The following is a 22033-nucleotide window of genomic DNA, read 5'->3' as shown; positions in this document are numbered from 1 at the left end:
CGGGAGTGCCCGGCGAACTGACTGGTCTCTTATTTTTTGAGCGTCTGGGTGACATGTCGTTCGAACGCCTCGACGATTGGAGCCGGCGCTTCTTTCTCTCCGTACTCGGCCGCCTCCAGCCATGTGGCAAAGCGATTCCCTTCGGTAAATCCGATTCGTTCGAACCATTCCGAAACAGTCTCTTCGCGCTGGCGGGGATGGGCCTGTTCGAGACGTCTCCCGGCATCAAGCAGACGGCCGTGCCGTGGGGCCCGTGTCGAGCGGCGAACCGAAGCGGCCGCTTGATGGCGTTGCTTCGGCACCGTCACATCCTCATGGACTTCTTTTCGGCGTTGCACATAGATGAATAAAGCGATGACGCTGACGAGAACGACGAGAAACGCGACGACCAAGAATAGCGATTGATTCGTCGCCGATTCGAGTAACGTCTCGTTTGAAATCGTCTCGGCATCGATGTTCGGATTGTCCGGGACGAGGATACGGTTGACGCGATCGGTCGGATCGAGATTGACTCCGTCGAACCAACCGCCGATCCAAATCAGGATGGGCTGAATCCAGGCGACGATGTTGCCGAACAATAGCTCTTTGATGGTCCGGATGATTATCGCCAAACCGAGGCCGACCCCTAGGGCGACGACGAGCGTGGACAACATCCGTTTATAGTCACGGCGATAATACAGGCTCCGTTGCCAAAACAAGAACAAGAACGGGAAGACGATCATCGCCAGCGGCTGCGACGCCGGCGGGAACAACCAATCGACAATGAGGAAGAGCACACTTGCGATCGCGTAACGGTCCGTCCAATCGAGCGTACGGATAAAGGCGTGGACGTACGTGAACAACAGTAGCGTGATGCTCATCTCATACGAGAACAAGAGCGCGGCGATGCTCAGGGCCGTCTGCACCCCGAGCTGCCAGTTGCGCGGCAAACGGAGCGTCAGCAGAAAGACGAGCGGAAACACGTGACCGACATAGAACGCGGCGAACACCCACCAGAGTAGTCTCATCGTCCGTCACCTCCCAGTCGTAAAATGGACTGGCTGCCGCCGTATTTGGCGACCTTCCGTTCGAACAGTGACCGGGCGAGCGGGAAATCCCGTTCCGACAGACAGGCGAGTGTCGTCATGACCTTGCGGAAATGCGTCTCACCGCTCCCCGGGGCGAGGTCATAGGTGATGCCTTCCTTCGTCAGGGTCGGGACGATCAGCCCATAGCTCGCGTTCTCTTTCTCGAAGTCGCGGCATAGCGCCGCCGCCTGCGAGATCAACCGTTCCATCTGATGGGTGAGGGCGCGCCCGTCTTTCGTCAACAAGTCGAGCACGACGACATATTCGTTCGCCTGGACGGGTTGCTCGGTGCGGGCGAGCAGTTCACCTGTTTTCGCGTAGGCCGACCAATACAGTTGCCGCATCGGCTGTCCGTGATACGGGGCCACCGACTGGAACGTCTCCGGGTCACGGTAGGCGCTATGACGGACCATCTCTTCGCCTGGTAACGTCGGAGGACGTTTCGGGATCGGATAAGGCAGGAATTCGGGGAAGACATACCCGATGCGGTCGAGCGGATCTTCTTTATAGAGCGAAAACATACGGAGCGGGTCCCGGATCTCCATGCCGATCGCCTCCATGCGGATCGGACCACGCTTGATTGCCTTGAGTGGGAGCGTATAGGCGACGGCCGCCTCACGACCGACAAAGTTCTCTTGGCGCCAGAAGGCGTGCGCCTCCGAATCGACGGTCGGATGGAGATAACCCGACAATCGGACGACGCCAAGGGGCACGGGCGCCGTCGAAATCAATTTGAGCGTATACGTCTCTTCATCGTTCGGGAACAGCTTCAGTTCGTCGGTCACTTCGACATGTACGTATTCAGCGAGCCGGAACAACAACTCCGGCATGATGAGCGCATACAGGCTGAACCCGATAATCACACTCGCGAGGAAGACGTTCCCGTATAGGGCGGTGAACACCCCGACGACGAACAAGAGCCACATATACCCGGACTCGAGGTAGCGAGGGCTGACGAGTTGCATGTCACACCTCTGATGGGACCGGGATGGTCTCCAAAACGGACTTGATCAATTTGGACGGCTTCGTCTTGAGCGACGCCTCCACCGTCAACACGATCCGGTGGCCGAGGATGGGCAGGGCGAGCGCGCGAATGTCTTCCGGCGTGACGTAATCCCGTCCGTCCATATAGGCGTGCGCCCGGGCTGCCATCGTATAGGCGAGTGTCGCCCGTGGGCTCGGTCCGACCTCGATGTCCCGGTGATGACGGAGTGCCTCGACGAAATCGAGAAGGTAGTCTTCCATCGCCTCGTGAAACAAGACGTCACGGACGGCTTGCTGCATCTCGACAAGCTCGGTCTGTTGCAACGTGAACGGAGCCGCACTCAAATGCTCATTCCGCAGCAACCGGCGTTCCGACTCTCGTGACAGCGGGGCGAGTGACAGTTTGAATAAGAAGCGGTCAAGCTGCGCCTGAGGCAGCGGGAACGTCCCTTGCCCGTCGAACGGGTTTTGCGTCGCGATGACGAAGAACGGGTCCGGTAAACGAAGTGACACCTCACCGAGCGTCACTTGCCGCTCCTGCATCGCCTCTAACAGTGCGGACTGCGTCCGTGGTGTCGTCCGGTTAATCTCATCGACGAGTAAAATCGACGTGAAGATTGGGCCCGTTCTCCGTTCGAACGTGCCTGTCGTCGGATTGAACAGTTCCATCCCTAAAATGTCACTCGGCAACGTGTCCGGCGTACACTGTACCCGTTGGAATGCGGCCGAGACCGAGGTGGCCAGGCTACGTGCGAGCGTCGTCTTTCCTGTCCCCGGTCGGTCCTCGAGCAGGACGTGTCCCCCGGAGAGGAGGGCGATCGTCGCCAGCTTGATCGCCTTTGACTGCCCGATCACTTGATCGTTTAAATGTGTTGTCCATTGTTGCACCATAATAAAATTCCCCCGTCTATTTTCTGATAATTAAGAAAATCATAGCACACTCGCGGTCCGAGATGGAACGCTAAAGACCAGCGCTTCAAAATATGTACGTCACGTGTGGTCAATCCGAAGAGGCCGTCTTCGCTCTTTTCCGGCTCGGGAACTTAAAAAACCAAGTAATAAAGGACAATCATACTCGTGTATGGGTTTAAGGCACTGACCCATGCCGGTCCATCGAACAAAATATACGTGAGTGTGATGAGGCCGGATGCGACGAATAATAGCTTTGAGAACATAGGTGATGTGTCTCCTTTGAAACGAAATATAGAATAAGTTGACTATACCATGTCACTTTTGCAATAACCGCCCGACAAAAAAACTGACCTGCCTGTATGAGGCAAGTCAGTCATCGCTTCGGTGTATCCAAATAGCGTTCAAAATGCCGTTCGAGCCAATCTTGGAAGAACGACATGAACGTACAGATGCCCCAGTAGATGAGGGCGACGACCAGATAGACGGTCATATAGTCGAACTCCCGGCCCCCGACGATCTTCGCCTTGTTGAAAATTTCAGGGACGGTAATCATGGCGGCGAGCGAACTCGCTTTAATCAAATCGAGGAACACGTTCGAAAGCGGGGGGAGCGCGATTCGCGTCGCCTGCGGCAAGATGACCCCTTTGAGCGTCAGCCACTTGTTCATCCCGAGCGAGCGGGCCGCCTCGACCTGTCCCGGATCGACGGCACGGATCGCCGACCGGATAATCTCAGCGATATAGGCCGCCGAGTTCAGACTGAACCCGATGACCGCCGCCGTCAGCGCCGCGAACTCGATGCCGATGAATGGAAACCCTGAATATAAGATGAACAGGATAATCAAAATCGGCACGCCCCGCATGAACGAGATATAGAACGTCGACGGGAACCGCAGCATCCGGGACGGTGACAGTTTCCCAAGGGCAAGCACGAGACCGAGCAACAAGCCGAAGAGCATGCTGACGAATGAGATCCAAAGCGTGTTCGGCAAACCGCCTAGCAGATAAGGGAACGAGCGCACAGCCAGGTCGACGTCAAAGATTGCTTCCCATTTCACACCTTCGAACATGACCGCTTAGTCCAATTCGACGATCGTCGCGTCGACGTCCGGTTCTACCGAGACATCGGCTCCGTTATAGAACGTTTCCGACAATTCTTTCACCGTACCGTCTTCAAGCATCTCGCCAAGGACGCGGTCGATGTTCTCTTGGAGCTCTGCATTCTCTTTGTCCATCAAGAACGCGACTTCCTGTGGGTTATAGGCGATATCCGGGTGGATCGTGATATCGAAGTCCGGGAAGAAGGCGAGGGCGAGTGTCTGAAGATAGTAGTCGTTCAAGATGACGTCGGTCCGTCCTGTCGAGACGTCACGGAGGTACTGGTCGTTCGTCGCGTTGTCATAGATGACTTCCTCGGCTCCGTATTGACGTGCCACGTCCATAAAGACGGTCGTCGCTTCACCAGCGGCCTTTTTGCCTTTCAAATCCTCAATTGACTCGATGCCAGACAAATCGCTCTTGCGAACGATGGCCGTCCCGTACGTGTACTTGTACGGTGTTGAGAAGGCGAACTTCTCTTTCCGGTCCTCTGTGACCGAGATATCGTTCGCTGCGACGTCAACTTGTCCGTTTTGGACGCTCGTCAACATGTTGTCGAACGCCATCTCTTTGAATTGGACCTCAAGGTCAAGACGTTTCCCGACCTCTTTCATGAGCTCGACGTCAAACCCAGTCAATGTATCGCTATCTTCTTCACGGAACGAGGCGGGATAGAGTGTACCGGCCGTACCGACCGTGAGCGTACCGTCTTCTTTGATTTCGTCCCAGCGCGAAGTTTCGGCCTGATCGGTGTTAGAATCACCACACGCCGCGAGCGGGACAGCCAATAATAGGGATGCTGCCAAACCTTTTGTCATACGTTTCATTCAAGTTCCTCCTTAAGTTATCATCTGTCTAAAAATAGCATGACATACGCTTACAGGCAACTCCTAAGAGCGGATAAACAGTCTTAATGTTATATTTGAAACATTAATCCATTAAGCGCTAACATGTTGATGAATGAAGGATTCAATCGAATGACACAGTTTATTAATTGTGATGAAACAGATGAATGGATGTCGGTTTGAACAATACGGTTTAAGCGAAGATATCATCGTGTTGATCAGCCGACTCCCACGCATGTGAACGTCATTAATTAATGTATGATAGATAGTGAAGGCTTATTTGGAACATATCAAAATGAGGAGAGGAGGGCACACATGGAGAAATGGGAAAGATGGACCGCCAATCCAGAGATACCGGATAAACTATATCTGCAGGCGCTAATTGATGATAAAGACGGATTAAGACTCGTGTTTACCGATGCGCATGAAAACACACATACATTCTTGTTTGACGGACTTGTATTGTCGTATCGAAATACAGACGAAGGAACGCTTATTAGAACGCTAGAACATTTATACAAACATCATGACCCTGATTTTTTTGGCGACTGGACACTCTTTAAAGTGACCGATTCCAGCTATTTAAAATGGTTAGCTGAAGAATCAACAAACATTTACGAAACGGTTTATAATATTCAGCATTACGTGTTCCTGACATCAAATGATGTAATTGAAGTGTTGTCGACAGAACCACCGACTTTGATTTCATGATCGCCACTTTATGGCTAGTCTAGTGAGACCATTTGGTTCTGGGATGGAGCGGTCATTACATATGAAGGGAGAAAGATGCAATGGAAGAAGCCCCGAACATCTCGATCAAACCGTTAGATGAGTATTCCATCAGGGTCGTGAACGAAGCCAATAATCCGTTTCCAATCATCGGGAAAATCATTCCGAGCTTTTGTGACGGAGTTTGGACGTATGAGGAACAGTTATATGAGAAAGCCCGTGTGACAAGCTTTCCAGACGATTTGCTGGACTGGCATGAATACATCAACAGTGAAGACAAACAAGTATTCTTGGCGTTCGACGAGACGACATGTATCGGACAAATCCGTGTGGTGAAAGACTGGAACCGTTTTGCGTATATCGAGAACATCGCGGTCCGTAATAGCGATCGACACAGCGGGATTGGCCATTTGCTGATAGAAGTTGCGGAGGCGTGGGCAAAAAAGCAATCGTTGCTTGGATTGTCACTCGAAGCGCAGAACGATAACGTGATCGCGTGTCGCTTTTATGCGAAAGAAGGGTTCGCGCTCGGCGGTGTCGATACGCTCAAACAGACCGGCAATCCGAACATCGATATGACGTTGTATTGGTACAAGATTTTCTGATTTTTATCGAGAGGAGAGATGTCATATCTGACATCAATTTTCTTTATTTTTCTATTAGTTAACATAACATATATTATCAGTAAAAATAAAACTCCGTCTCAATTCTTTAGTATACTTAAAGTAGTGAGACGGAATGTGAAATTTGACGAAAGGGATTCAAGTTCGCGTAAAACGGATCAATGTGACGCCCGGTTCGGGTTCAAACTCGGCACTCGGTTCGAACCCGAGCTTCGTGTACAGTTTCTTGGCCGGTCCATTATGTTTGCCGGTGTGCACATAGACGAGTTTGTCTTCGTGCAAGCTGAGCACGTGTTCGAGCAACGTCGTCGCAAGTCTCGCCCTGAAATATCTAGGATCGATGCACAGTTTTGTGACCTCGACCGTGTTCTCAGCCGCTTCAATCGTGATAAAGCCAATCAACCGCCCGTCGTTATACAAACCGTAGCTCGTACCGGGCAGATTCTGGATCACCTCGACCGTCTCATAACGCGCTGGGATCTCATCGAAGCCGATCAGCTCGGCCTCGACCGCATAAGCGTTTCGTTGAATCTCGAGCATTTGCTCGGCCAGTTGATAATCTGTCGTCTGAATCTCGTGCAATTCCACCTGTGAGCACCCCCGGATTATCGTAAAAATAGACGTGCTTGTTTGCGTTTGGCCCGCTTCAGTGCCAAATAGAGCCGATGTGTCCCGGCGACTGGTTGTCCATGGCCGACGAACGTACGTTGCGGTGCGAGATCGAGCAACTTCTCCGCATGCTCTAACGCTGCACGCTTATCCCATGTCGCGATACCCGGCAGCGGGAACAACGGACGGACGTCCCCTGCCACGGCGACTCCCCCACGCGTCTGAAATGCATCTCCCGCAAACAAAATCCGCTCTTTCTCATCGAAAAAAGCAATCGAACCAGGGGTATGACCCGCTGCCGGATAGACCCGTAAGCCGAACAGCCGCTCACCTGGGTCAAGCAATTTATCCGGCAAGGAGTGGATTTTCGGGAGAGAACCCTTCAGTTTGAGAGCCCGCTCGTCCGAGTCAGTCGTCCGGTCCCCTTCAAGGAGACGGGCGTCGCGCCTCGAGACGTACAGCTCGGCATGAGGATGGGCTTTCAAAATCGTATCGACACCGCCGACATGATCTCCATGGGCATGCGTCAACAAGATAGCGAGAAGCGGGCGTTCGAACGTCTCGATATACGCTAAAATCGATTCCGCGTTCTGCGCGAGCCCTGTATCGATCAAGACAAGCCCGAGCTCACGTTCAATCAGTTGGACGTTGATTGGTAAGATGGGTGCGAAAAACGTCAGTTGATGGACGTGATCAAAACGTGTGACTTTCATGGAATCCCCTCCCCTTAATCGAATAACGTGGTCCAATCTTCTTGCCAACGGGCCTCAAAACACATATAGAGTTGCTCTCGCGTGTTCCGCGCAAGTGACAAAGGTGGTAAGGTGTCTCGTGTAAAGAACGCAACCTCGCTCGTCTCATGACTAATTTGCGCCTCTCCACCAATCAACTCGCATTCGATAAACAGTTTATAGTAATGCTGCGACAACGGCGGATGGTCGTGATGATGCATATCGAACAAGGCAAGCAGCCGAATCGGTGCGACGTCGAAACCGGCCTCTTCCTCGATCTCTTTGATGATGTTCTCTGCCGGGGACAGTCCGATCTCACAAAAGCCACCCGGAAGCGTCCAAAGTCCGTCTGACCTTTCCTTGACGAGTAACACTGCGTCATCCTTGAAGACGACGCCTCGGACGTCGAGCTTCGGTGTCGGATAACCATCGACGTGGGTCAATTCGGTGATTTCATGCAAAGCAAGATTAGATTGTTGCTCGAACATCTCGGTCGCGATTCGTTGGAGTTCGAGGTAACGTTCTCGATCGAACTCGTCTTTCGTAAACGTCAAGCCAGCCTGTGACAGCGCCTGTAGCCGCTTGGCCCAATCGAGCCACTGTGACATACGTATCCCCCCATGATTTGTCCTCCTGTCCCATTCGCCAAAAGGGATCGTTGTTCCTTTTAGAAATACCCGCTCCTAAGAGAAACTAATGTGACATGGAGTTGAAAAAATCAGCTGATGCCCCCGTGTTATACTGGATAGAGAATCAAATCGAAGGAGGTTGGACATGCCGATTTCACTGTTATCCCAGTTCAAAGCAGACTTGGACGGCTATACCGAGCGGCAGCTCCGTTATCAGGCAGCAGCAGACGTCTGGTCAATCGGACAGATGTACGACCATATCATCGTGGTGGCCGAGGAATATGCGGACGAGATTGACCGGTGTCTCGCTTCCACTGAAGAACAACCGCTCGGGAAGACCGAGTTCGGTGAACGATTGTTCCGGATGGGTGGTTTCCCACCGGTCAAAATCCGCTTACCTGATGAGATGAACCAACCCCCGAACAACACGGACAAGCGCGAGACGCTCGAAGGACGAATCGACGAGTTATCTGCACGCTTGAACCGCCTTGAACCGCTCGCCCGCGCGGCAAACCCTGACGTCAAAGCCCGACATGGCGGTTTCGGTTGGCTGAACGCCCAGGAATGGTACGACCTCATCGAGATGCATAGCTGTCATCATTTGCGCCAACAGGCCGATTTGGAGCGCTATCTGATAAAGGCGGAGCTTTGAATCCATAAGAAAAACCCTGTATCAAAGACAATCGTCTCTGGTACAGGGTTTTCTTTAGTTCGATCTCAATCGAGGTACACGTCCTCAATCTCACCGAACGTCTCTTCATCAAACACGAATGAGCCGTTGGCGTAGCGGTCCAAGAGCGTCAATTGCTTCGTCTTGACCGTCTTCGCTTTCTCTTTCCCAATGATGTGGAGCGTTTCATCGTCATGCACCGGGAGCACACGACGAATCTGGTGCGGTTTCGATTTGACTTCGCGGATGAGCATCGTCCCGCGCAAGTTGCGGTTCGTGCAGTCGAACTGATCCTCGAGCTTCATCTTCTTGACCGCTCCACGTTGCGTCACGAGGACGAACAGCGGCGGTGTGAAGAAGGCAAAGGCATCGGCGACCACATCGCCATCTTTCAAGTTCATCGCTTTGACGCCGGCGGCACGTTGGCCGACGACCGGAACGTCGTCTTCTTTGAACCAGAGGCCATAGCCGCGCTCAGAGACGAGGAACAGTTGTCCTGGACCGTCACTGATGCCCGCGAAGACGACCTCGTCGTCACCTTTTAACTTGAGCGCCATGAGCGCTTTCGACTTGCGTTGGGCGTCATAGTCACGGAGCGGCGTCCGTTTGACCATGCCTTCACGCGTGACGAACAGGCAATGCGCGTCGGTCTCGAACGTCGAGACGACATCGGCCGAGACGACTTGTTCGCCTTCAATCGGCACAAGGTTGGCGACATGCTGACCGGCGTCTTTCCATTTCGACTCTGGAATCTGATGGACCGGGATGAGCAAGTAACTGCCTTTGTTCGTCCAGACGAGCAAGTGGTCCGTCGTCATCGCCTGGGTGACGAGGACGGGACGGTCTTTCTGCTTCATCTCCGGCATCTCGTCGCTCGAGGCGCCATATGAGCGCATCGATGAACGTTTGACGTAACCGTCGCGGCTGACGAACACCATCGTCTCTTCGACGGCGATCATGACCTCTGTCTTCAGTTTCAACTCTTCGACCTCGGACTCGATGACCGAGCGCCGTACGTCGCCGAACTCGTCACGGAGTGCGGTCAACTCTTTCGAGATGAGCTTCCGTTTCGTCGCGTCGACGTTCAAGATGTTGGCGAGGCGAGCAATCTCTTTTTGGAGCGCCTTCGCCTCTTTTTGGAGCTCGACGATATCCGTGTTCGTCAACCGATACAGTTGGAGCATGACGACCGCTTCGGCTTGACGGTCCGTGAACGAGAACCGCTCCATGAGCTTCTGTTTCGCCTCGGACTTGTCTTTGGCCGAACGAATGAGTTCGAGCGTCTCGTCAAGGACCGAGATGGCCTGTTCGAGCGCGTCGACAATCTCGGCGCGTTTCTTTGCCTGATCGAGCTCGAACGTCGTGCGACGGGTGACGACTTCTTCGACGTGCTTCAAGTACGCGTCGATGATCGACAAGAGTCCCATCTGTTTCGGTGTCCGGTTGACGATGGAGACCATGTTGTAGTTGTAGGCGAGCTGCAGATCGGTATGCTTCAAGAAGAAATGGAGCACACCTTCCGCATCGGCTTCCTTCTTCAATTCGATGACGACGCGGACGCCGGTCCGGTCGGTCTCGTCACGGACTTCGGCGACACCTTCGACTTTGCGGTCGAGACGGAGCTCTTCCATCTTCTTGACGAGGTTCGCCTTGTTCACCTCATACGGGAGTTCGGTGATGGTGATTTGTTCACGGCCGCCCTTAAGTGGCTCGATGACCGATTTGGCACGGATGATGACCTTGCCTTTGCCGGTCTCGAACGCCTTCAAGATGCCGTCTTTGCCCATGACGATCCCGCCAGACGGGAAGTCCGGCCCTTGCATATAACGGAATGCGTCATTCGTCGTCTCGACCTCACCTTTCAGGCGGGCGATGGCGAGATTGAGCACCTCGGTCAAGTTATGCGGCGGAATCTCGGTCGCATAACCGGCAGAGATTCCCGTCGTCCCGTTCATGAGCAAATTCGGGAGGAGTGACGGTAAGACGAGCGGCTCTTCGGTCGAATCGTCGAAGTTCGGCGTATAGTCGACCGTGTTCTTCGAGATCGACGTCAGCATGACGCCGGCAATCTTCGACAGACGGGCCTCGGTATACCGCATCGCGGCGGCCGAGTCGCCGTCCATCGAGCCGTTGTTCCCGTGCATGTCGATGAGCGGGTAACGCAACTTCCAGTCCTGCGATAGGCGTACCATCGCCTCATAGACGGAACTGTCACCGTGCGGGTGATAGTTACCGATGACGTTACCGACCGTCTTGGCCGATTTGCGGTACGGTTTCTCGTTCGTGTTGCCTTCATGGTGCATCGCATACAGGATTCGGCGCTGAACGGGTTTGAGCCCGTCGCGCGCGTCCGGGAGGGCCCGGTCCTGGATGATATATTTCGAGTAACGCCCGAAGCGGTCACCGACGACCTGCTCGAGCGACAAGTTTAAAATGTGTTGAATCGTCGACATCGTTACATCACTTCCTCAATCGCTTTAGTCACGTGTTCATTGGCGATGATTGAATCATCTTCCTGGAGGCCGAAGGCGACGTTCTCCTCGATCCACTCCCTACGATGGGCGACATTGTCTCCCATGAGCACCGAGACGCGCTTGTCGGCGACGGCAGCGTCGTCGACCGTGACACGGATGAGCGTCCGTGTATCCGGGTTCATCGTCGTCTCCCATAGCTGGTCGGCGTTCATCTCACCGAGACCTTTATAGCGCTGGAGGATATAGCCCTTCTTGTACACTTTGACAAGTTTTTCGAGCGCCTCTTCGTCCCAAGCGTACTCGAACTGTTCCGACTTGCCTTTCCCTTTCGAGATGCGATAAAGCGGTGGCAAGGCGACGAACACTTTGCCGGCCTCGACGAGCGGGCGCATATAACGGAAGAAGAACGTCAACAGGAGCACTTGGATGTGGGCCCCGTCCGTATCGGCATCAGTCATGATGATGATTTTGTCGAAATTGCAGTCCTCAAGGTCGAAGTCATGGCCGACCCCGGCACCGATCGCGTGGATGATCGTATTGATTTCCTCATTCTTCATGATGTCCTGGAGTTTCGACTTCTCCGAGTTGATGACCTTCCCGCGCAGCGGCAGGATGGCCTGGAATGTCCGGTCACGACCCTGTTTAGCCGAACCGCCGGCCGAGTCACCCTCGACGAGGAACAGTTCGTTCTTGGCGGCGTTTTTCGACGTCGCCGGCGTCAGTTTTCCGTTCAAGATGCTCGAACGTTTCTTCTTCTTGCCGTTGCGCGCCTCTTCCCGGGCTTTCCGGGCGGCTTCGCGGGCCTGGGCGGCGCGGATCGCCTTCTTGATGAGCATCGTCGCCATCTGCGGGTTCTCCTCGAGGAAAATCGTCAGTTGTTTGGCCATGACACCATCAGCGCTCGTACGTGCCTCGGGCGAACCGAGTTTCGATTTCGTCTGCCCCTCGAACTGGAGGAATTCTTCCGGGATCCGTACCGAGACGATGAGCGTCAAGCCTTCGCGGACGTCACCGCCGTCGAGGTTCTTGTCTTTTTCTTTCAACAATCCGTTCTTACGGGCGTATTCATTCACGATGCGGGTCATCGCCGTCTTGGCGCCGACCTCGTGTGTGCCGCCGTCACGAGTCCGGACGTTGTTGACGAACGAGAGGACGTTCTCAGAATAGGCGTCCGTGAACTGGAAGGCGAGCTCTAGCTCGATATCGTTCTCCGTCCCTTCGAAGTAGACGATCGGATGGAGCGTCGCCTTGTCGTCGTTCAAATATTGGACGAACTCGGCAATCCCTTCCTCGTAATGGAACGTCTCTTCTTTATCCGAACGCTCGTCCGTCAACGTGATCGTCAATCCTTTTAACAGGAATGCCGATTCACGGAGCCGTTCGGCGAGCGTGTCGTAGTTATATGTCGTCGTCGAGAAGATCGAGGCGTCCGGTTTGAAGTAGACGCTCGTCCCCGTCTGACGCGTCTTTCCGGTCTCAAGGAGCGTCGTCTGCGGAATCCCACCGTCGGCAAACGTCTGCTCGAACACTTTGCCGTCGCGATAAATCGTGACGAGGACCTTGCTCGAGAGTGCGTTCACGACCGAGGCGCCGACCCCGTGGAGTCCACCTGACGTCTTGTAGCCACCTTGGCCGAACTTACCGCCGGCGTGGAGGACCGTGAAGATGACCTCTGGCGTTGGTTTCCCGGAGGCGTGCATCCCGGTCGGCATACCACGCCCGTAGTCGCGTACCGTGATCGCGTCATCTTTATGGATGGTCACGTCGATTTGGCCACCGAATCCGGCGAGCGCCTCATCGATCGCGTTATCGACGATCTCATAGACGAGATGGTGCAAGCCGCGATGGTCGGTCGAACCGATATACATCCCCGGACGTTTCCGGACAGCAGTCAGTCCTTCGAGCACCTGGATGGCGTCTTCATTGTAATTAAATAAGTCTGTTGACATCTTCGTCACCTCAATTTCGAACACACGTTCGTTTTTCTATCCTATTGTATAGCTGTTTTTGGATTCTGGCAAGCCTCCCTCCGCGAGCGGGGCTCGTGAAAAAAAGGAGACCTACCAAGGAGGTAGGTCTTAACCGAGAAGGCGGGCGTGCTCGACATAGATGCATCGATTTTCGATGTAGTCGAGTCCGGCATCGCGAGCGATCCGCTCGGCGTCCGGGCTGGTGAGCCCGAGCTGGTTGAAGACGAGACCGACATCCCCATGTCGGACGGCATCTTCGGCCACACCGGCCAAATACTCATTGCGTCGGAAGACGTCGACGATATCGACGCGCCCCGGGATGCTCTCGACCGTCGGATAGACTTTGCGTCCGTTCCACGTCTCGAGCGTCGGATTGACAGGGATGACCGTGTAACCTTGCAACAGCAGATAGTCTGCGATTTGGTTCGCGGTCTTGTTCGGGTTCGCTGACACGCCGACGACAGCGATCGTCTTCGCTTCGGTGAGCCATTGTTTCAAACGTTGATCGTCCATCCTGAAATCCCCCTTTTGTTTACGTTCTCAGTGTACCTTTACCTGAATCACCGTTTCAAGCTTTATTTTCTTTTATCATATAACTGTAACTCTTTCAAATTTTTAAAACAAATCAATTGGTTCACCATAACTTATTATGTAAACCGTTATATATGAAATTATTTTTCTGGTTCGCAGGTCGATGTGTGTCTCGGATGGAAATGACGTGTGAACGAACGTTGCGTGAAATATCTATTTCACGCAATTATATGCACTATTTAAAGGCGTTTGTGCGCGTCGGTTTTAATCGATTGTTGAGGCGTTTGTGCGTGTCGGTTTTAATCGATTGTTGGATAGGCATGGGCAAATGAGGATGGGTTCGGTATACTGAAAAAAAGGAGGTGTTCGCGTGGGAACAGCCTATAAGGAACGTCGCGGTACACTATATAATTACCGCATCACTTTTTATGGGAACGTGTTCGCTTGGCTCATCCATGTCGTGTTCTTGATCACGTTTTGGCGACTTGACGTAACCGTCCTTGCCTGGTCGAACGTACTCAGCGTTCTTTATTACACATTGTCTTTTTATTTTGTACATAAACGATATTATCGGACGTTCTTCATTGGTCTCTTCGTCGAGGTCGTCTATAACGCCATCATCTCGACAATCGTCCTCGGCTGGGGCGCGAACGTCCACTACTTCATCCTCACGGTCGCCTATGGCGTGTTCTTCATGCCGAACGTGAGCCGGGCCATCCGAATCGCCTCGACGATGCTCGCCATGGGAATCTATGGCTATTTATATGTGAACGTGACGGACGGGACATCGCCGCTCGGCCCGACCCTCGAGCAAGTCATCGGGGTGACGTGTTTACTCGCGACCATCGCCTTGATCGCCGGGCTGTCATTCATCTTCGAAGGGGCGGTCGTCGAGGTGACGTCCGAACTCGAACAGACGAACGAACGGCTACATACCCTCGCCTCGCGGGACGGTCTGACCGGTCTCTATAATCGTACGACCGGATACCGTTTAATCGAAGAGGCGATCCGTGAAGCGGTCTTGTCGGGACGCCCGTATGCGGTCGTCTTGGCCGACATCGACCATTTCAAGTCGTTCAATGAACGGCATGGCCACGACTGCGGCGACCTTGTGCTCAAACAAGTCGCCTCTGCACTCACGCGGACCGACGGCGTTGCCGTCCGTTGGGGCGGCGAGGAATTTCTTTTGTTCTTGACGGACCAGTCAGAGGACGAGGCGGCGCAAGCGATCGACCACCTGAGACAGCAAATCAAATCTCTCGAGACGATTTATGAGGGACGACGGCTCAGCGTGACAATGACATTCGGTGTCACGACACACCGTGGGTTCAAGCCTGTCGACACGCTCGTCAAAGAGGCGGACGACCGGCTCCGGGCCGGGAAACAGGCCGGGAAAGACCGCATCGTCACGTCAATCCATCATTAAGCGAGGAGCGATTTTTTGAGTATATTCCGCCAGCTCGGCCAATCACCGACGAAAGTCGACGCGAGACGTTTCAACTTGAGCGGCTATGAACGCATGCCGGGCTTCATCCAACGGTTCTTGAACCACTTGGCCGCCAAACACTACTCGGAGCAGACCGCGCAGCGCTATCTGTATGATTTTTTGGATTTCTTCCGCTGGGTCGAGACCGCGAGTGCATCCGATTTCGACCCGACATCGGTCGAAATCGAATCGTTCGTCGAGTTCGACCATGCCGGGGCCGAGGCGTACGCGTCGTACCTCGCCCTTGAGCTCGACAACGCACCGAGCGTGATCAACCGCAAACTGTCATCGATGCAGTCGTTGTTCAACCATCTGATCGAGACGGGCATCACGGCGCACAACCCGTTCCAGGCCGTCGAGCGACCGAAGCGCGCCAAGCGCAACCCGGTCTATTTGACCGAACAGGAATGGCTCGACTTCTCGACGCTCGTCCGCAGCAACGTCGGCATGTCCGACCGCGAAGCGAGCTGGTACGAACGCAATCGGGACCGGGACTTCCTGATGATCCAACTGCTCGGGTTGACCGGGATGCGTGTCTCTGAACTTGTCGGCCTTGATTGGAACGACATCGACCGAGAAAACGGGACAATCCGTGTCATCGGGAAAGGGAACAAGGAACGCGTCATCCCGATCGCCTCCCCGCTCGAGCCGCTCCTTGACGGATATCGTGGTCAAGGCGCAGGTCCCTTGTTCTGCTCCGAGAAAGGCAAACGAATCTCGGTCCGCACGGTGCAGCATGCGTTGAAAGGGCACATCGACCGCCTGAAGCCATATCTGCCATTTTTGACGCACAAGCAGGTCACGCCGCATAAATTGCGACACACGTTCGCCTCTCGTCTCGCCATGAGCGGGGTCGACGTCTTAACGATCCAACAACTGCTCGGACACGAGTCGGTGGCGACGACGCAAGTATATGCCCATATCGGTGACGAGAAGAAAAAACAAGCGCTAACCGGTTTACGATAACTTATTATGTAAACCAAGCTAAAACACCCGAATCTATCAACAGGATAGGCTCGGGTATTTTTGTCATAACTGTTTTGTCGAGAGGATGACAATCGTCTCATCGAGCACTGTATAGTAGGCGTCCTCGAACGTTTGACGTTCGTTCGTCTCGAGGTTGAAGATGCTCACGCCGCTCCCTCCTTCAGCCGATTCATGGATGAAATAGGTCGAAGCGAGTACGCGCTCGAACGGAGCCGTATCGAGGAAGCGGGCACCGGTCGTCGCGTCAATCAGTTCGGTGTGATCTTCTGATTCCTCGACTTTGATAAAGACCGTCGAACTGACATCATCATACATGAAGTCGATCGGTTCATAGGCCCCCCAGTCGACGACCGTGACCTCCCGGAGCACGTCCGGTGCCGCCAACTCATAAATCGTCTCCTCATTCGCTGCATCGACGAACGCAGAGAACCGCAGTTTCGCGTCCCGTTCCCCGAGATATTGGACCGTGTCCCCTTCCCCATGGAGCCGAATCAAGTCCTCGAACGGAATCTCCCCTTTTCGGTCCCGGATAGCCTCGACCGCCTCGTCGAGCGAACAGATGAGGATCGCTTCGGAGTGGTCGATCGCATCGTCTGGCGAGACCCGTCCGTCCTCGAGCGCCTCGTAATAGGCGAACTCGTCCAATCGGGCGTTACATACGATATAAGGAACCCCGTCCAGCTCGGTCGTGAACAGATACAGCTCGCGGAACTTACCGGCATGGCCGACGAGCCGTTCATCACGGATCCGTTCTTGGAACGACGTCTCGGCATCATACAACCATGCCTCGTCCGCATCCCCGAAACTCGTCAAGAAGAGGAAGTAACGATCTGCGAGAACCCAATAGAGCGTGCTGTTGCCTCGCTTCTCGAAGGTCATCATTACAATCTCTTGACCTGTGTGATACTCAAAAGCGATCAGTTCAGTCTGGACGACGCCGGTCCGGTCTGGAATCTCGTTCAAGAAATAGACCCGATCGCCACTGACGAACAGCTTCGAAATCCCGTAGTCTTCGTAGACACGCCAGCCCACCTGTGTGACGACCCCGACTGCTTCGTCATAGCGGAAGATCGAGAAACTTGTCTCACCCGACTTTTCGCGGTAATAGACGGACGTCTCGGTGACCGCGATCAAGTCCTCATGGCTGATTGACATGGCACGTGCATCAACGATTCTCATAGCGCACCTCTCTCATAAGAAGATTCGACCGGCTCGACGGTGACGATACCGGGTGGTCGTTTCGGGAATGAAATCCGCAGATGGGCGAATTCGATGACGGACTGGCGAGGGTTGGCCTTCTCGACCCAGCGAATTCGTTGCCGGTTCGCCAAGGCATGACCAATCTTTTCTTCGATTTGGAACTGGGAGATACCGCGATAGGCGACTTCTTGGATATACGTTGCCTCATCGACTTCAAATTGTTGCCAAATACCCATGACGAGCTGTCCGAGTGCCGAGACCCGTTGCTCCGGCAAGCGTACCGTCCGGAGCGTCTGCTCGACTTCTTTCAAACATTCGAGCGGATCGTCAGCCACCGCGAACAATCGCTTCGCCGAGTTGTTCATGACCCGATAACGTCGCTTCCCGCTCTCCAGCCGGAGTACTTGCGCGTATGGCTCGACCGGTACCCCGTGAAAGAACGTGTCCACCCCACCCCAAGAAAATCCGAAGGCTGGATCGAACTTTTGGATCGTTTTCATGAAGGCGAGCATGAAATCCTCAACCTCCCGACGCTCGAGCCGTAACCATTCGGCGAGCGCGAGCGTGCCTCGGTCTTTCTGAATCCGGTGCACCGGGAAGAACAAGTCCCCCTCCGCCAGGCGATGCGGTTTGAGTTCGGTCCCGTCGGCGCGATAGTCCGTCGCCGGACGGCCGCTCCGGCCCGCATAGACAATCCATTCGTCTTCGGTGCTCTCAAACGCGTAGGCTTGGTGCGCCCATGGCGGCGTCACGTATAATGCCGGATACTCTTCATACGTCTCTAGGTGCAGGTAAGAGCGGTCGGTCCACAGTTGTGCGAGCAAGCGGACGATTTCTCCGGTCTCCGAGTCCTTCGGTGCGATATAGTTGCCCGTGTTACCGATGTACGTCAAGACATGGAAGTCATAGGCGTGATACAGATGGCGGACGATGCGCTCGAACACGGCGGCGATCATGCGCTCGAACAGCGGATGGTCCTCGTTCCGGTCGACCGAGGTCGCATCGACGGTGCACATGAGCCATCCCATACGCACGTACAGTCGAATCCGGAGCGGATACGAGATCAACGGGGACGAAGATGCATGAATCTCCGTCAGACCAAGGTTGGCCATGTTCTCGACCTGTAACGTGAATCCGCTACGCCTCAGTTGTTCTTCCATCTTCTTTTTCCAATTGATCGTCTCCATCGCATTCACTCGCTTTCTGTTGCCATGTCAGCTTTGTGGCTCATTGTGAAATTTTTCCCGTTTCTTGATTCATACAAACGCCTTTCCACCGGCGTGTTCTGTCAGACGCTTGAGTGCCTCGTCAAGCACTGGTCGTGCCGTCCCGAAATTGAGCCGTTCGAACGTCGTCCCTGACGCACCGAACGGGAGGCCTGGTGACAAGAACAGACGGACTTGCTCGTGCAGCCACTTCTTCCGCGCTTCCGCTTCAAGACCGAGCCCCGCGAAGTCGATCCAGAGGAGATAACTCGCCTCGGGCATGAACGTCTTCAATTGTGGTAGTTCTTCCTGAAGCCGCTCGACGAGGTACGTCGCCTGCTCCTCGAGTTCGGCCGTCAATTGGTCAAGCCAACGCTCGGCGCGCGAATCCGTATAGGCGGCAATGATGGCCGTGTTCGCGAACGGTGTCGGCAGGACGTGATGTTTGTTCTGGACTTGGATGATTCGTTTGCGCATCGCATCGTCCGGACAGATGATGTAAGAAGCGAACAGTCCAGCGATATTAAACGCCTTCGACGGCGCACTCACCGTGATGACCGAGTCATCGAGTCGATTGAGGGCGGTGTGCCGTTGTGACGGGTACGTCAAATCGGCATGGATCTCATCAGCGACGAGGATGACGTCATGGCGACGTGCCAGCTCGACGACTTGTTTCAGCTCGGACTCGGTCCATACCCGTCCGACCGGGTTGTGCGGCGAGCAGAGCAAGAACAGCTTCGCCTTGCGCATCTGTGTCTCGAGCGCATCAAAGTCCATCACGTAGCGACCATCGACTTGACGAAGCGGGGCGTCGAGCAACTCCCGTTTCAACCCGGAGACCAGTTCATGAAATGGCGGATAGACGGGCGACTGGATGACGACCCCATCCCCTTCCTCCGTCAACGCCTTGACGATATGCGTCAATCCCGGTACGACTCCACTCGAGAACAAGACGTGATTGGCATCGACATTGAGCCCGTGACGGCGGTCGTACCATGAACTCACGGCCGCTTGCGCCTCTCTAGAGAACAATGTGTATCCGAACTCTCCTGTCGCGGCCCGCGCCGTGAGCGCCTCTGAGATGGACGGGGCCGTGCGGATATCGATGTCCGCCACCCAAAGCGGCAAGACGTCATCTTTTAAATGGAACCAGCGGTCGAGCCCGTCCCATTTCACCGAATCTGTTCCGGTCCGTTCAAGCGATTGATGTAAGATTGATTTCATGTTCATCCCTCCTACTCCTACTGTAACAAAAAAACGGACGTCCGAGTCCGCAAAACGATGGCGGATTCGGGGCACGTCGGCTATAATCGACCGAGATACTACAAGGAGGTGAACCTGATGGACGTGACCGTCATCCGCCATAAACGCCGGAAGCGGGCGGTCTTCTTCGTGACGCCGGACGGAATCGAGCTGCGGATTCCAGCTAGGCTCCCGGACCGGGTCGTCGAGACGATTTTAACGGAGCATGCCGGCTGGATCGAAGATCGCCTCGCCGCATTGCCGAAGCGTGACATCTTACCAGCCGACAGACTGCTTTTGCACGGGGAGACGTTCCCGCTCGTCAAACGTGATACCGAGACAAGGTTCCGTTTCGACGGCGAAAACTTTCACTGTCCCGCTGCATGGGACGAGTCATCGCTTCGGAAAGCGCACGAGGCTTGGCTCCGCGAGCGGGCTCTCGCCTACGTCACGAATCGGGCGCCCCACTATGAACTTCAGCTCGGTGTGAAGGCGAGCCGAATCCGCATCGGTCACCAAAAGACGCGCTGGGGGTCATGCAATTCGACCGGGACGATCTCGATCAACGTTCGGCTCATGCTCGCCCCGCGGGACGTCATGGACTATGTCATCGCCCACGAATGGGCCCATCTTGTTCATTTCGACCACTCGAAAGCGTTCTGGGCGACGCTGGCATCGGTCTATCCGGACGTCGCGGGCGCGATGGCCTGGTTGAAGCAACATGGCCATACGTTACAAATCAAAAAAACCAATTGAACGTGTCCCTAGTCAAGGGTCATGTCCGATTGGTTTTTTTAGATGGCGGACGTGAACCGCTCGGCTGTCCCGTTCAGCGATTCGGCCGACTGTTCGATATGCTCGAACCGTTCGAGCGTCTGTTCCATGATGCGCACACTCTCTTGAATGTCTGCACTCGAGCGGGAGACACCGTCGACGATCGAGACGAGTTCCTTGTTCATCCCGTCCGTGTTTGCGCGCACTTCGATGACGGCGCGTTCGACGAGACGTGACAAGTTCCGGACCTCGGTCGCGACGACGTTGAAGCCGAGACCGTGCTCACCTGCCCGTGCGGCCTCGATGGCGGCGTTGAGCGACAACAGGTTCGTCTGGGCGGCGATTTCTTTGATCGTACTGGCAATCTTCGTGATCTCGGCAGCCTGCTCCTGCAAGTTCGCGAGCGTCTTCAAATTCTGATTCGAGTCTGCATCGAGCCGTTCAATCGTCTGCTTTAACTGTTGACTCTCGTCCATGCCGAGACGGGCCCGGGTGTCGAGATTTTCAGCCATGACACGGAACGAGCGGGCGTATTCCTCAATTGTCTGTTGGCGACTCGTGATGTCGGATGCGATTTTGACGACACCGACGACCTCGTCCTGTTCATAAATCGGCATATACGTCGCCTCGAGCCAAATCGAATCGCCGCGGGCGTCGATCCGCTCGATCTTGTCGGCCGAGCTGAAGCCGTCGAACAGTTTGTTCCAAAACGCTTGATAATCCGGGCTGCTGACAAAACTTGGCGTGCAGAACAAGTGATGGTGCATCCCCATCATTTCATCACGTTTGTATTTCATCGCCTTGGCGAACAGGTCGTTCACATCGACGACGCGTCGTTGGCGGTCGAATCGAATCATCGCCACGTTCGCCTCGAGGGCGCGGAGCACGTCAGGGGATGAGAGGCTAGCGATTGTTGTCAGTTCCATTTCGATGATTCCTACTTTCTTTAATCGATGTCCAGTAGCGCTTCCTTCCTGGAATGTAGCGGAATTCTAGTGTACCCTGTGCGAAATGTCTTGAATAGCGCCGGTTTTTGAAATTGAGTCAATATCTTGAATTTGAAGTGTTTTCCAACCGTTCTCACTGATTATGACCATCAAAAAGAACCCGTGCCATGCACGAGCCCTTGATCATTCTGATTTATCGAAGATGGCTTGGAACAGCGTGACCTGTTCGGCCGTGAGTTCGCCTCGGCTGTCCTTCAGCTCGATACCGCCGATCATCCGTTCAACGTACGCTTCAACAGAACATTCCTCCTCAATCACCAA

The 22033-nt window shown here is 54.4% G+C and carries 23 protein-coding genes; 6 read left to right on the top strand and 17 right to left on the bottom strand.

The annotated features are described in order from the left end of the window. Positions 1-29: 29 nt before the first annotated feature. From KNP02_RS06860 to KNP02_RS06840, 6 genes are all read right to left on the bottom strand, one after another. A complete protein-coding gene (locus tag KNP02_RS06860; RefSeq protein WP_214707777.1) occupies positions 30-1007 on the bottom strand; it encodes a hypothetical protein in 978 nt (325 codons plus the stop codon). Further along, the gene (locus tag KNP02_RS06855) at positions 1004-2032 is read right to left on the bottom strand and encodes a DUF58 domain-containing protein (RefSeq protein WP_214707776.1); all 1029 of its coding nucleotides are present in this window, start codon (positions 2030-2032) and stop codon (positions 1004-1006) included. Before KNP02_RS06855 ends, KNP02_RS06860 begins: the two co-directional genes overlap by 4 nt. Position 2033: 1 nt before the next feature. After that, entirely contained in the window at positions 2034-2942 is a 909-nt protein-coding gene (locus tag KNP02_RS06850; protein ID WP_214707774.1) for an AAA family ATPase, read from the bottom strand. Positions 2943-3094: 152 nt separating this feature from the next. After that, positions 3095-3226, bottom strand: a complete 132-nt coding sequence (locus tag KNP02_RS14995) for a hypothetical protein (RefSeq protein ID WP_256441034.1) — start codon at positions 3224-3226, stop codon at positions 3095-3097. A 110-nt stretch (positions 3227-3336) separates the two neighbouring features. Continuing rightward, positions 3337-4032, bottom strand: coding sequence for an amino acid ABC transporter permease (locus KNP02_RS06845; RefSeq protein WP_214707772.1), 696 nt, complete (start codon positions 4030-4032; stop codon positions 3337-3339). 6 nt (positions 4033-4038) lie between these two features. Beyond that, positions 4039-4887 (bottom strand): transporter substrate-binding domain-containing protein, encoded by an 849-nt coding sequence (locus tag KNP02_RS06840; RefSeq protein WP_214707770.1) that lies wholly within the window; start codon positions 4885-4887, stop codon positions 4039-4041. Positions 4888-5220: 333 nt separating this feature from the next. Between KNP02_RS06840 and KNP02_RS06835 the strand changes: the two genes are divergently transcribed. Both KNP02_RS06835 and KNP02_RS06830 read left to right on the top strand, forming a co-directional pair. Then, complete coding sequence (locus tag KNP02_RS06835) at positions 5221-5616, top strand: hypothetical protein (protein ID WP_214707768.1); 396 nt, start codon at positions 5221-5223, stop codon at positions 5614-5616. 80 nt (positions 5617-5696) lie between these two features. Beyond that, the gene (locus KNP02_RS06830) at positions 5697-6239 is read left to right on the top strand and encodes a GNAT family N-acetyltransferase (protein WP_214707766.1); all 543 of its coding nucleotides are present in this window, start codon (positions 5697-5699) and stop codon (positions 6237-6239) included. A 156-nt stretch (positions 6240-6395) separates the two neighbouring features. Here KNP02_RS06830 and KNP02_RS06825 read toward each other — a convergent pair whose 3' ends face one another. The 3 genes from KNP02_RS06825 to KNP02_RS06815 are packed head-to-tail and all read right to left on the bottom strand — an operon-like array spanning position 6396 to position 8205. Further along, complete coding sequence (locus KNP02_RS06825) at positions 6396-6845, bottom strand: GNAT family N-acetyltransferase (protein ID WP_214707764.1); 450 nt, start codon at positions 6843-6845, stop codon at positions 6396-6398. Between the two features lie 17 nt (positions 6846-6862). After that, on the bottom strand, positions 6863-7579 hold the full coding sequence (locus KNP02_RS06820; protein WP_214707763.1) for an MBL fold metallo-hydrolase: 717 nt from the start codon (positions 7577-7579) through the stop codon (positions 6863-6865). 14 nt (positions 7580-7593) lie between these two features. Continuing rightward, positions 7594-8205 (bottom strand): NUDIX hydrolase, encoded by a 612-nt coding sequence (locus KNP02_RS06815; RefSeq protein ID WP_214707760.1) that lies wholly within the window; start codon positions 8203-8205, stop codon positions 7594-7596. Positions 8206-8371: 166 nt separating this feature from the next. On the opposite strand from KNP02_RS06815, the gene KNP02_RS06810 reads away from it, so the two are divergent. Beyond that, on the top strand, positions 8372-8878 hold the full coding sequence (locus KNP02_RS06810) for a DinB family protein (protein ID WP_214707758.1): 507 nt from the start codon (positions 8372-8374) through the stop codon (positions 8876-8878). 65 nt (positions 8879-8943) lie between these two features. On the opposite strand, the gene parC is transcribed toward KNP02_RS06810, so the two are convergent. The 3 genes from parC to KNP02_RS06795 all read right to left on the bottom strand — a co-directional run bounded on the left by parC (position 8944) and on the right by KNP02_RS06795 (position 13853). Beyond that, the gene (gene parC, locus KNP02_RS06805; RefSeq protein ID WP_214707756.1) at positions 8944-11349 is read right to left on the bottom strand and encodes a DNA topoisomerase IV subunit A; all 2406 of its coding nucleotides are present in this window, start codon (positions 11347-11349) and stop codon (positions 8944-8946) included. A gap of 2 nt (positions 11350-11351) precedes the next feature. Next, positions 11352-13319 (bottom strand): DNA topoisomerase IV subunit B, encoded by a 1968-nt coding sequence (parE, locus tag KNP02_RS06800; protein ID WP_214707754.1) that lies wholly within the window; start codon positions 13317-13319, stop codon positions 11352-11354. A gap of 129 nt (positions 13320-13448) precedes the next feature. After that, on the bottom strand, positions 13449-13853 hold the full coding sequence (locus KNP02_RS06795; protein ID WP_138859418.1) for a CoA-binding protein: 405 nt from the start codon (positions 13851-13853) through the stop codon (positions 13449-13451). A gap of 388 nt (positions 13854-14241) precedes the next feature. Between KNP02_RS06795 and KNP02_RS15080 the strand changes: the two genes are divergently transcribed. Next, positions 14242-15297, top strand: coding sequence for a GGDEF domain-containing protein (locus KNP02_RS15080; protein WP_214707752.1), 1056 nt, complete (start codon positions 14242-14244; stop codon positions 15295-15297). Between the two features lie 15 nt (positions 15298-15312). Further along, a complete protein-coding gene (locus KNP02_RS06785) occupies positions 15313-16323 on the top strand; it encodes a tyrosine-type recombinase/integrase (protein ID WP_214707750.1) in 1011 nt (336 codons plus the stop codon). Positions 16324-16386: 63 nt separating this feature from the next. On the opposite strand, the gene KNP02_RS06780 is transcribed toward KNP02_RS06785, so the two are convergent. The 3 genes from KNP02_RS06780 to KNP02_RS06770 all read right to left on the bottom strand — a co-directional run bounded on the left by KNP02_RS06780 (position 16387) and on the right by KNP02_RS06770 (position 19973). Then, positions 16387-17523 carry a hypothetical protein gene (locus KNP02_RS06780; protein ID WP_214707748.1) on the bottom strand — a complete coding sequence of 379 codons (1137 nt, stop codon included), beginning with the start codon at positions 17521-17523 and terminating at the stop codon, positions 16387-16389. After that, positions 17520-18731: a hypothetical protein gene (locus KNP02_RS06775; RefSeq protein WP_214707746.1), complete on the bottom strand. Its 1212-nt coding sequence runs from the start codon at positions 18729-18731 to the stop codon at positions 17520-17522. Before KNP02_RS06775 ends, KNP02_RS06780 begins: the two co-directional genes overlap by 4 nt. Positions 18732-18800: 69 nt before the next feature. Beyond that, positions 18801-19973 (bottom strand): MalY/PatB family protein, encoded by a 1173-nt coding sequence (locus KNP02_RS06770; protein WP_214707744.1) that lies wholly within the window; start codon positions 19971-19973, stop codon positions 18801-18803. Positions 19974-20090: 117 nt separating this feature from the next. On the opposite strand from KNP02_RS06770, the gene KNP02_RS06765 reads away from it, so the two are divergent. Then, positions 20091-20747 (top strand): M48 family metallopeptidase, encoded by a 657-nt coding sequence (locus KNP02_RS06765; RefSeq protein ID WP_214707742.1) that lies wholly within the window; start codon positions 20091-20093, stop codon positions 20745-20747. A 38-nt stretch (positions 20748-20785) separates the two neighbouring features. Here the strand turns inward: KNP02_RS06765 and KNP02_RS15020 are convergent, their stop codons facing one another. After that, a complete protein-coding gene (locus KNP02_RS15020; RefSeq protein ID WP_214707741.1) occupies positions 20786-21691 on the bottom strand; it encodes a methyl-accepting chemotaxis protein in 906 nt (301 codons plus the stop codon). A gap of 204 nt (positions 21692-21895) precedes the next feature. After that, positions 21896-22030, bottom strand: a complete 135-nt coding sequence (locus KNP02_RS14990) for a hypothetical protein (RefSeq protein WP_256441033.1) — start codon at positions 22028-22030, stop codon at positions 21896-21898. Positions 22031-22033 lie beyond the last annotated feature (3 nt).

This window comes from Exiguobacterium sp. s40 (assembly GCF_018617905.1).
In the GTDB taxonomy this organism is placed as follows: Bacteria; Bacillota; Bacilli; order Exiguobacteriales; family Exiguobacteriaceae; genus Exiguobacterium; species Exiguobacterium mexicanum_A.
This window is presented reverse-complemented; position numbering and strand designations above follow the sequence as displayed.

Bases quoted from the DNA above. Each gene is read 5' to 3' on its own strand.
- parC (WP_214707756.1), bottom strand. From the start codon at position 11,349: ATGTCGACGATTCAACACATTTTAAACTTGTCGCTCGAGCAGGTCGTC.
- KNP02_RS06850 (WP_214707774.1), bottom strand. From the start codon at position 2,942: ATGGTGCAACAATGGACAACACATTTAAACGATCAAGTGATCGGGCAG.
- KNP02_RS06830 (WP_214707766.1), top strand. From the start codon at position 5,697: ATGGAAGAAGCCCCGAACATCTCGATCAAACCGTTAGATGAGTATTCC.
- KNP02_RS06770 (WP_214707744.1), bottom strand. From the start codon at position 19,973: ATGAAATCAATCTTACATCAATCGCTTGAACGGACCGGAACAGATTCG.
- parE (WP_214707754.1), bottom strand. From the start codon at position 13,319: ATGTCAACAGACTTATTTAATTACAATGAAGACGCCATCCAGGTGCTC.
- KNP02_RS06860 (WP_214707777.1), bottom strand. From the start codon at position 1,007: ATGAGACTACTCTGGTGGGTGTTCGCCGCGTTCTATGTCGGTCACGTG.
- KNP02_RS06775 (WP_214707746.1), bottom strand. From the start codon at position 18,731: ATGGAGACGATCAATTGGAAAAAGAAGATGGAAGAACAACTGAGGCGT.
- KNP02_RS14995 (WP_256441034.1), bottom strand. From the start codon at position 3,226: ATGTTCTCAAAGCTATTATTCGTCGCATCCGGCCTCATCACACTCACG.
- KNP02_RS06835 (WP_214707768.1), top strand. From the start codon at position 5,221: ATGGAGAAATGGGAAAGATGGACCGCCAATCCAGAGATACCGGATAAA.
- KNP02_RS06780 (WP_214707748.1), bottom strand. From the start codon at position 17,523: ATGAGAATCGTTGATGCACGTGCCATGTCAATCAGCCATGAGGACTTG.
- KNP02_RS06815 (WP_214707760.1), bottom strand. From the start codon at position 8,205: ATGTCACAGTGGCTCGATTGGGCCAAGCGGCTACAGGCGCTGTCACAG.
- KNP02_RS06855 (WP_214707776.1), bottom strand. From the start codon at position 2,032: ATGCAACTCGTCAGCCCTCGCTACCTCGAGTCCGGGTATATGTGGCTC.
- KNP02_RS06845 (WP_214707772.1), bottom strand. From the start codon at position 4,032: ATGTTCGAAGGTGTGAAATGGGAAGCAATCTTTGACGTCGACCTGGCT.
- KNP02_RS06765 (WP_214707742.1), top strand. From the start codon at position 20,091: ATGGACGTGACCGTCATCCGCCATAAACGCCGGAAGCGGGCGGTCTTC.
- KNP02_RS15020 (WP_214707741.1), bottom strand. From the start codon at position 21,691: ATGGAACTGACAACAATCGCTAGCCTCTCATCCCCTGACGTGCTCCGC.
- KNP02_RS06820 (WP_214707763.1), bottom strand. From the start codon at position 7,579: ATGAAAGTCACACGTTTTGATCACGTCCATCAACTGACGTTTTTCGCA.
- KNP02_RS06810 (WP_214707758.1), top strand. From the start codon at position 8,372: ATGCCGATTTCACTGTTATCCCAGTTCAAAGCAGACTTGGACGGCTAT.
- KNP02_RS06840 (WP_214707770.1), bottom strand. From the start codon at position 4,887: ATGAAACGTATGACAAAAGGTTTGGCAGCATCCCTATTATTGGCTGTC.
- KNP02_RS06795 (WP_138859418.1), bottom strand. From the start codon at position 13,853: ATGGACGATCAACGTTTGAAACAATGGCTCACCGAAGCGAAGACGATC.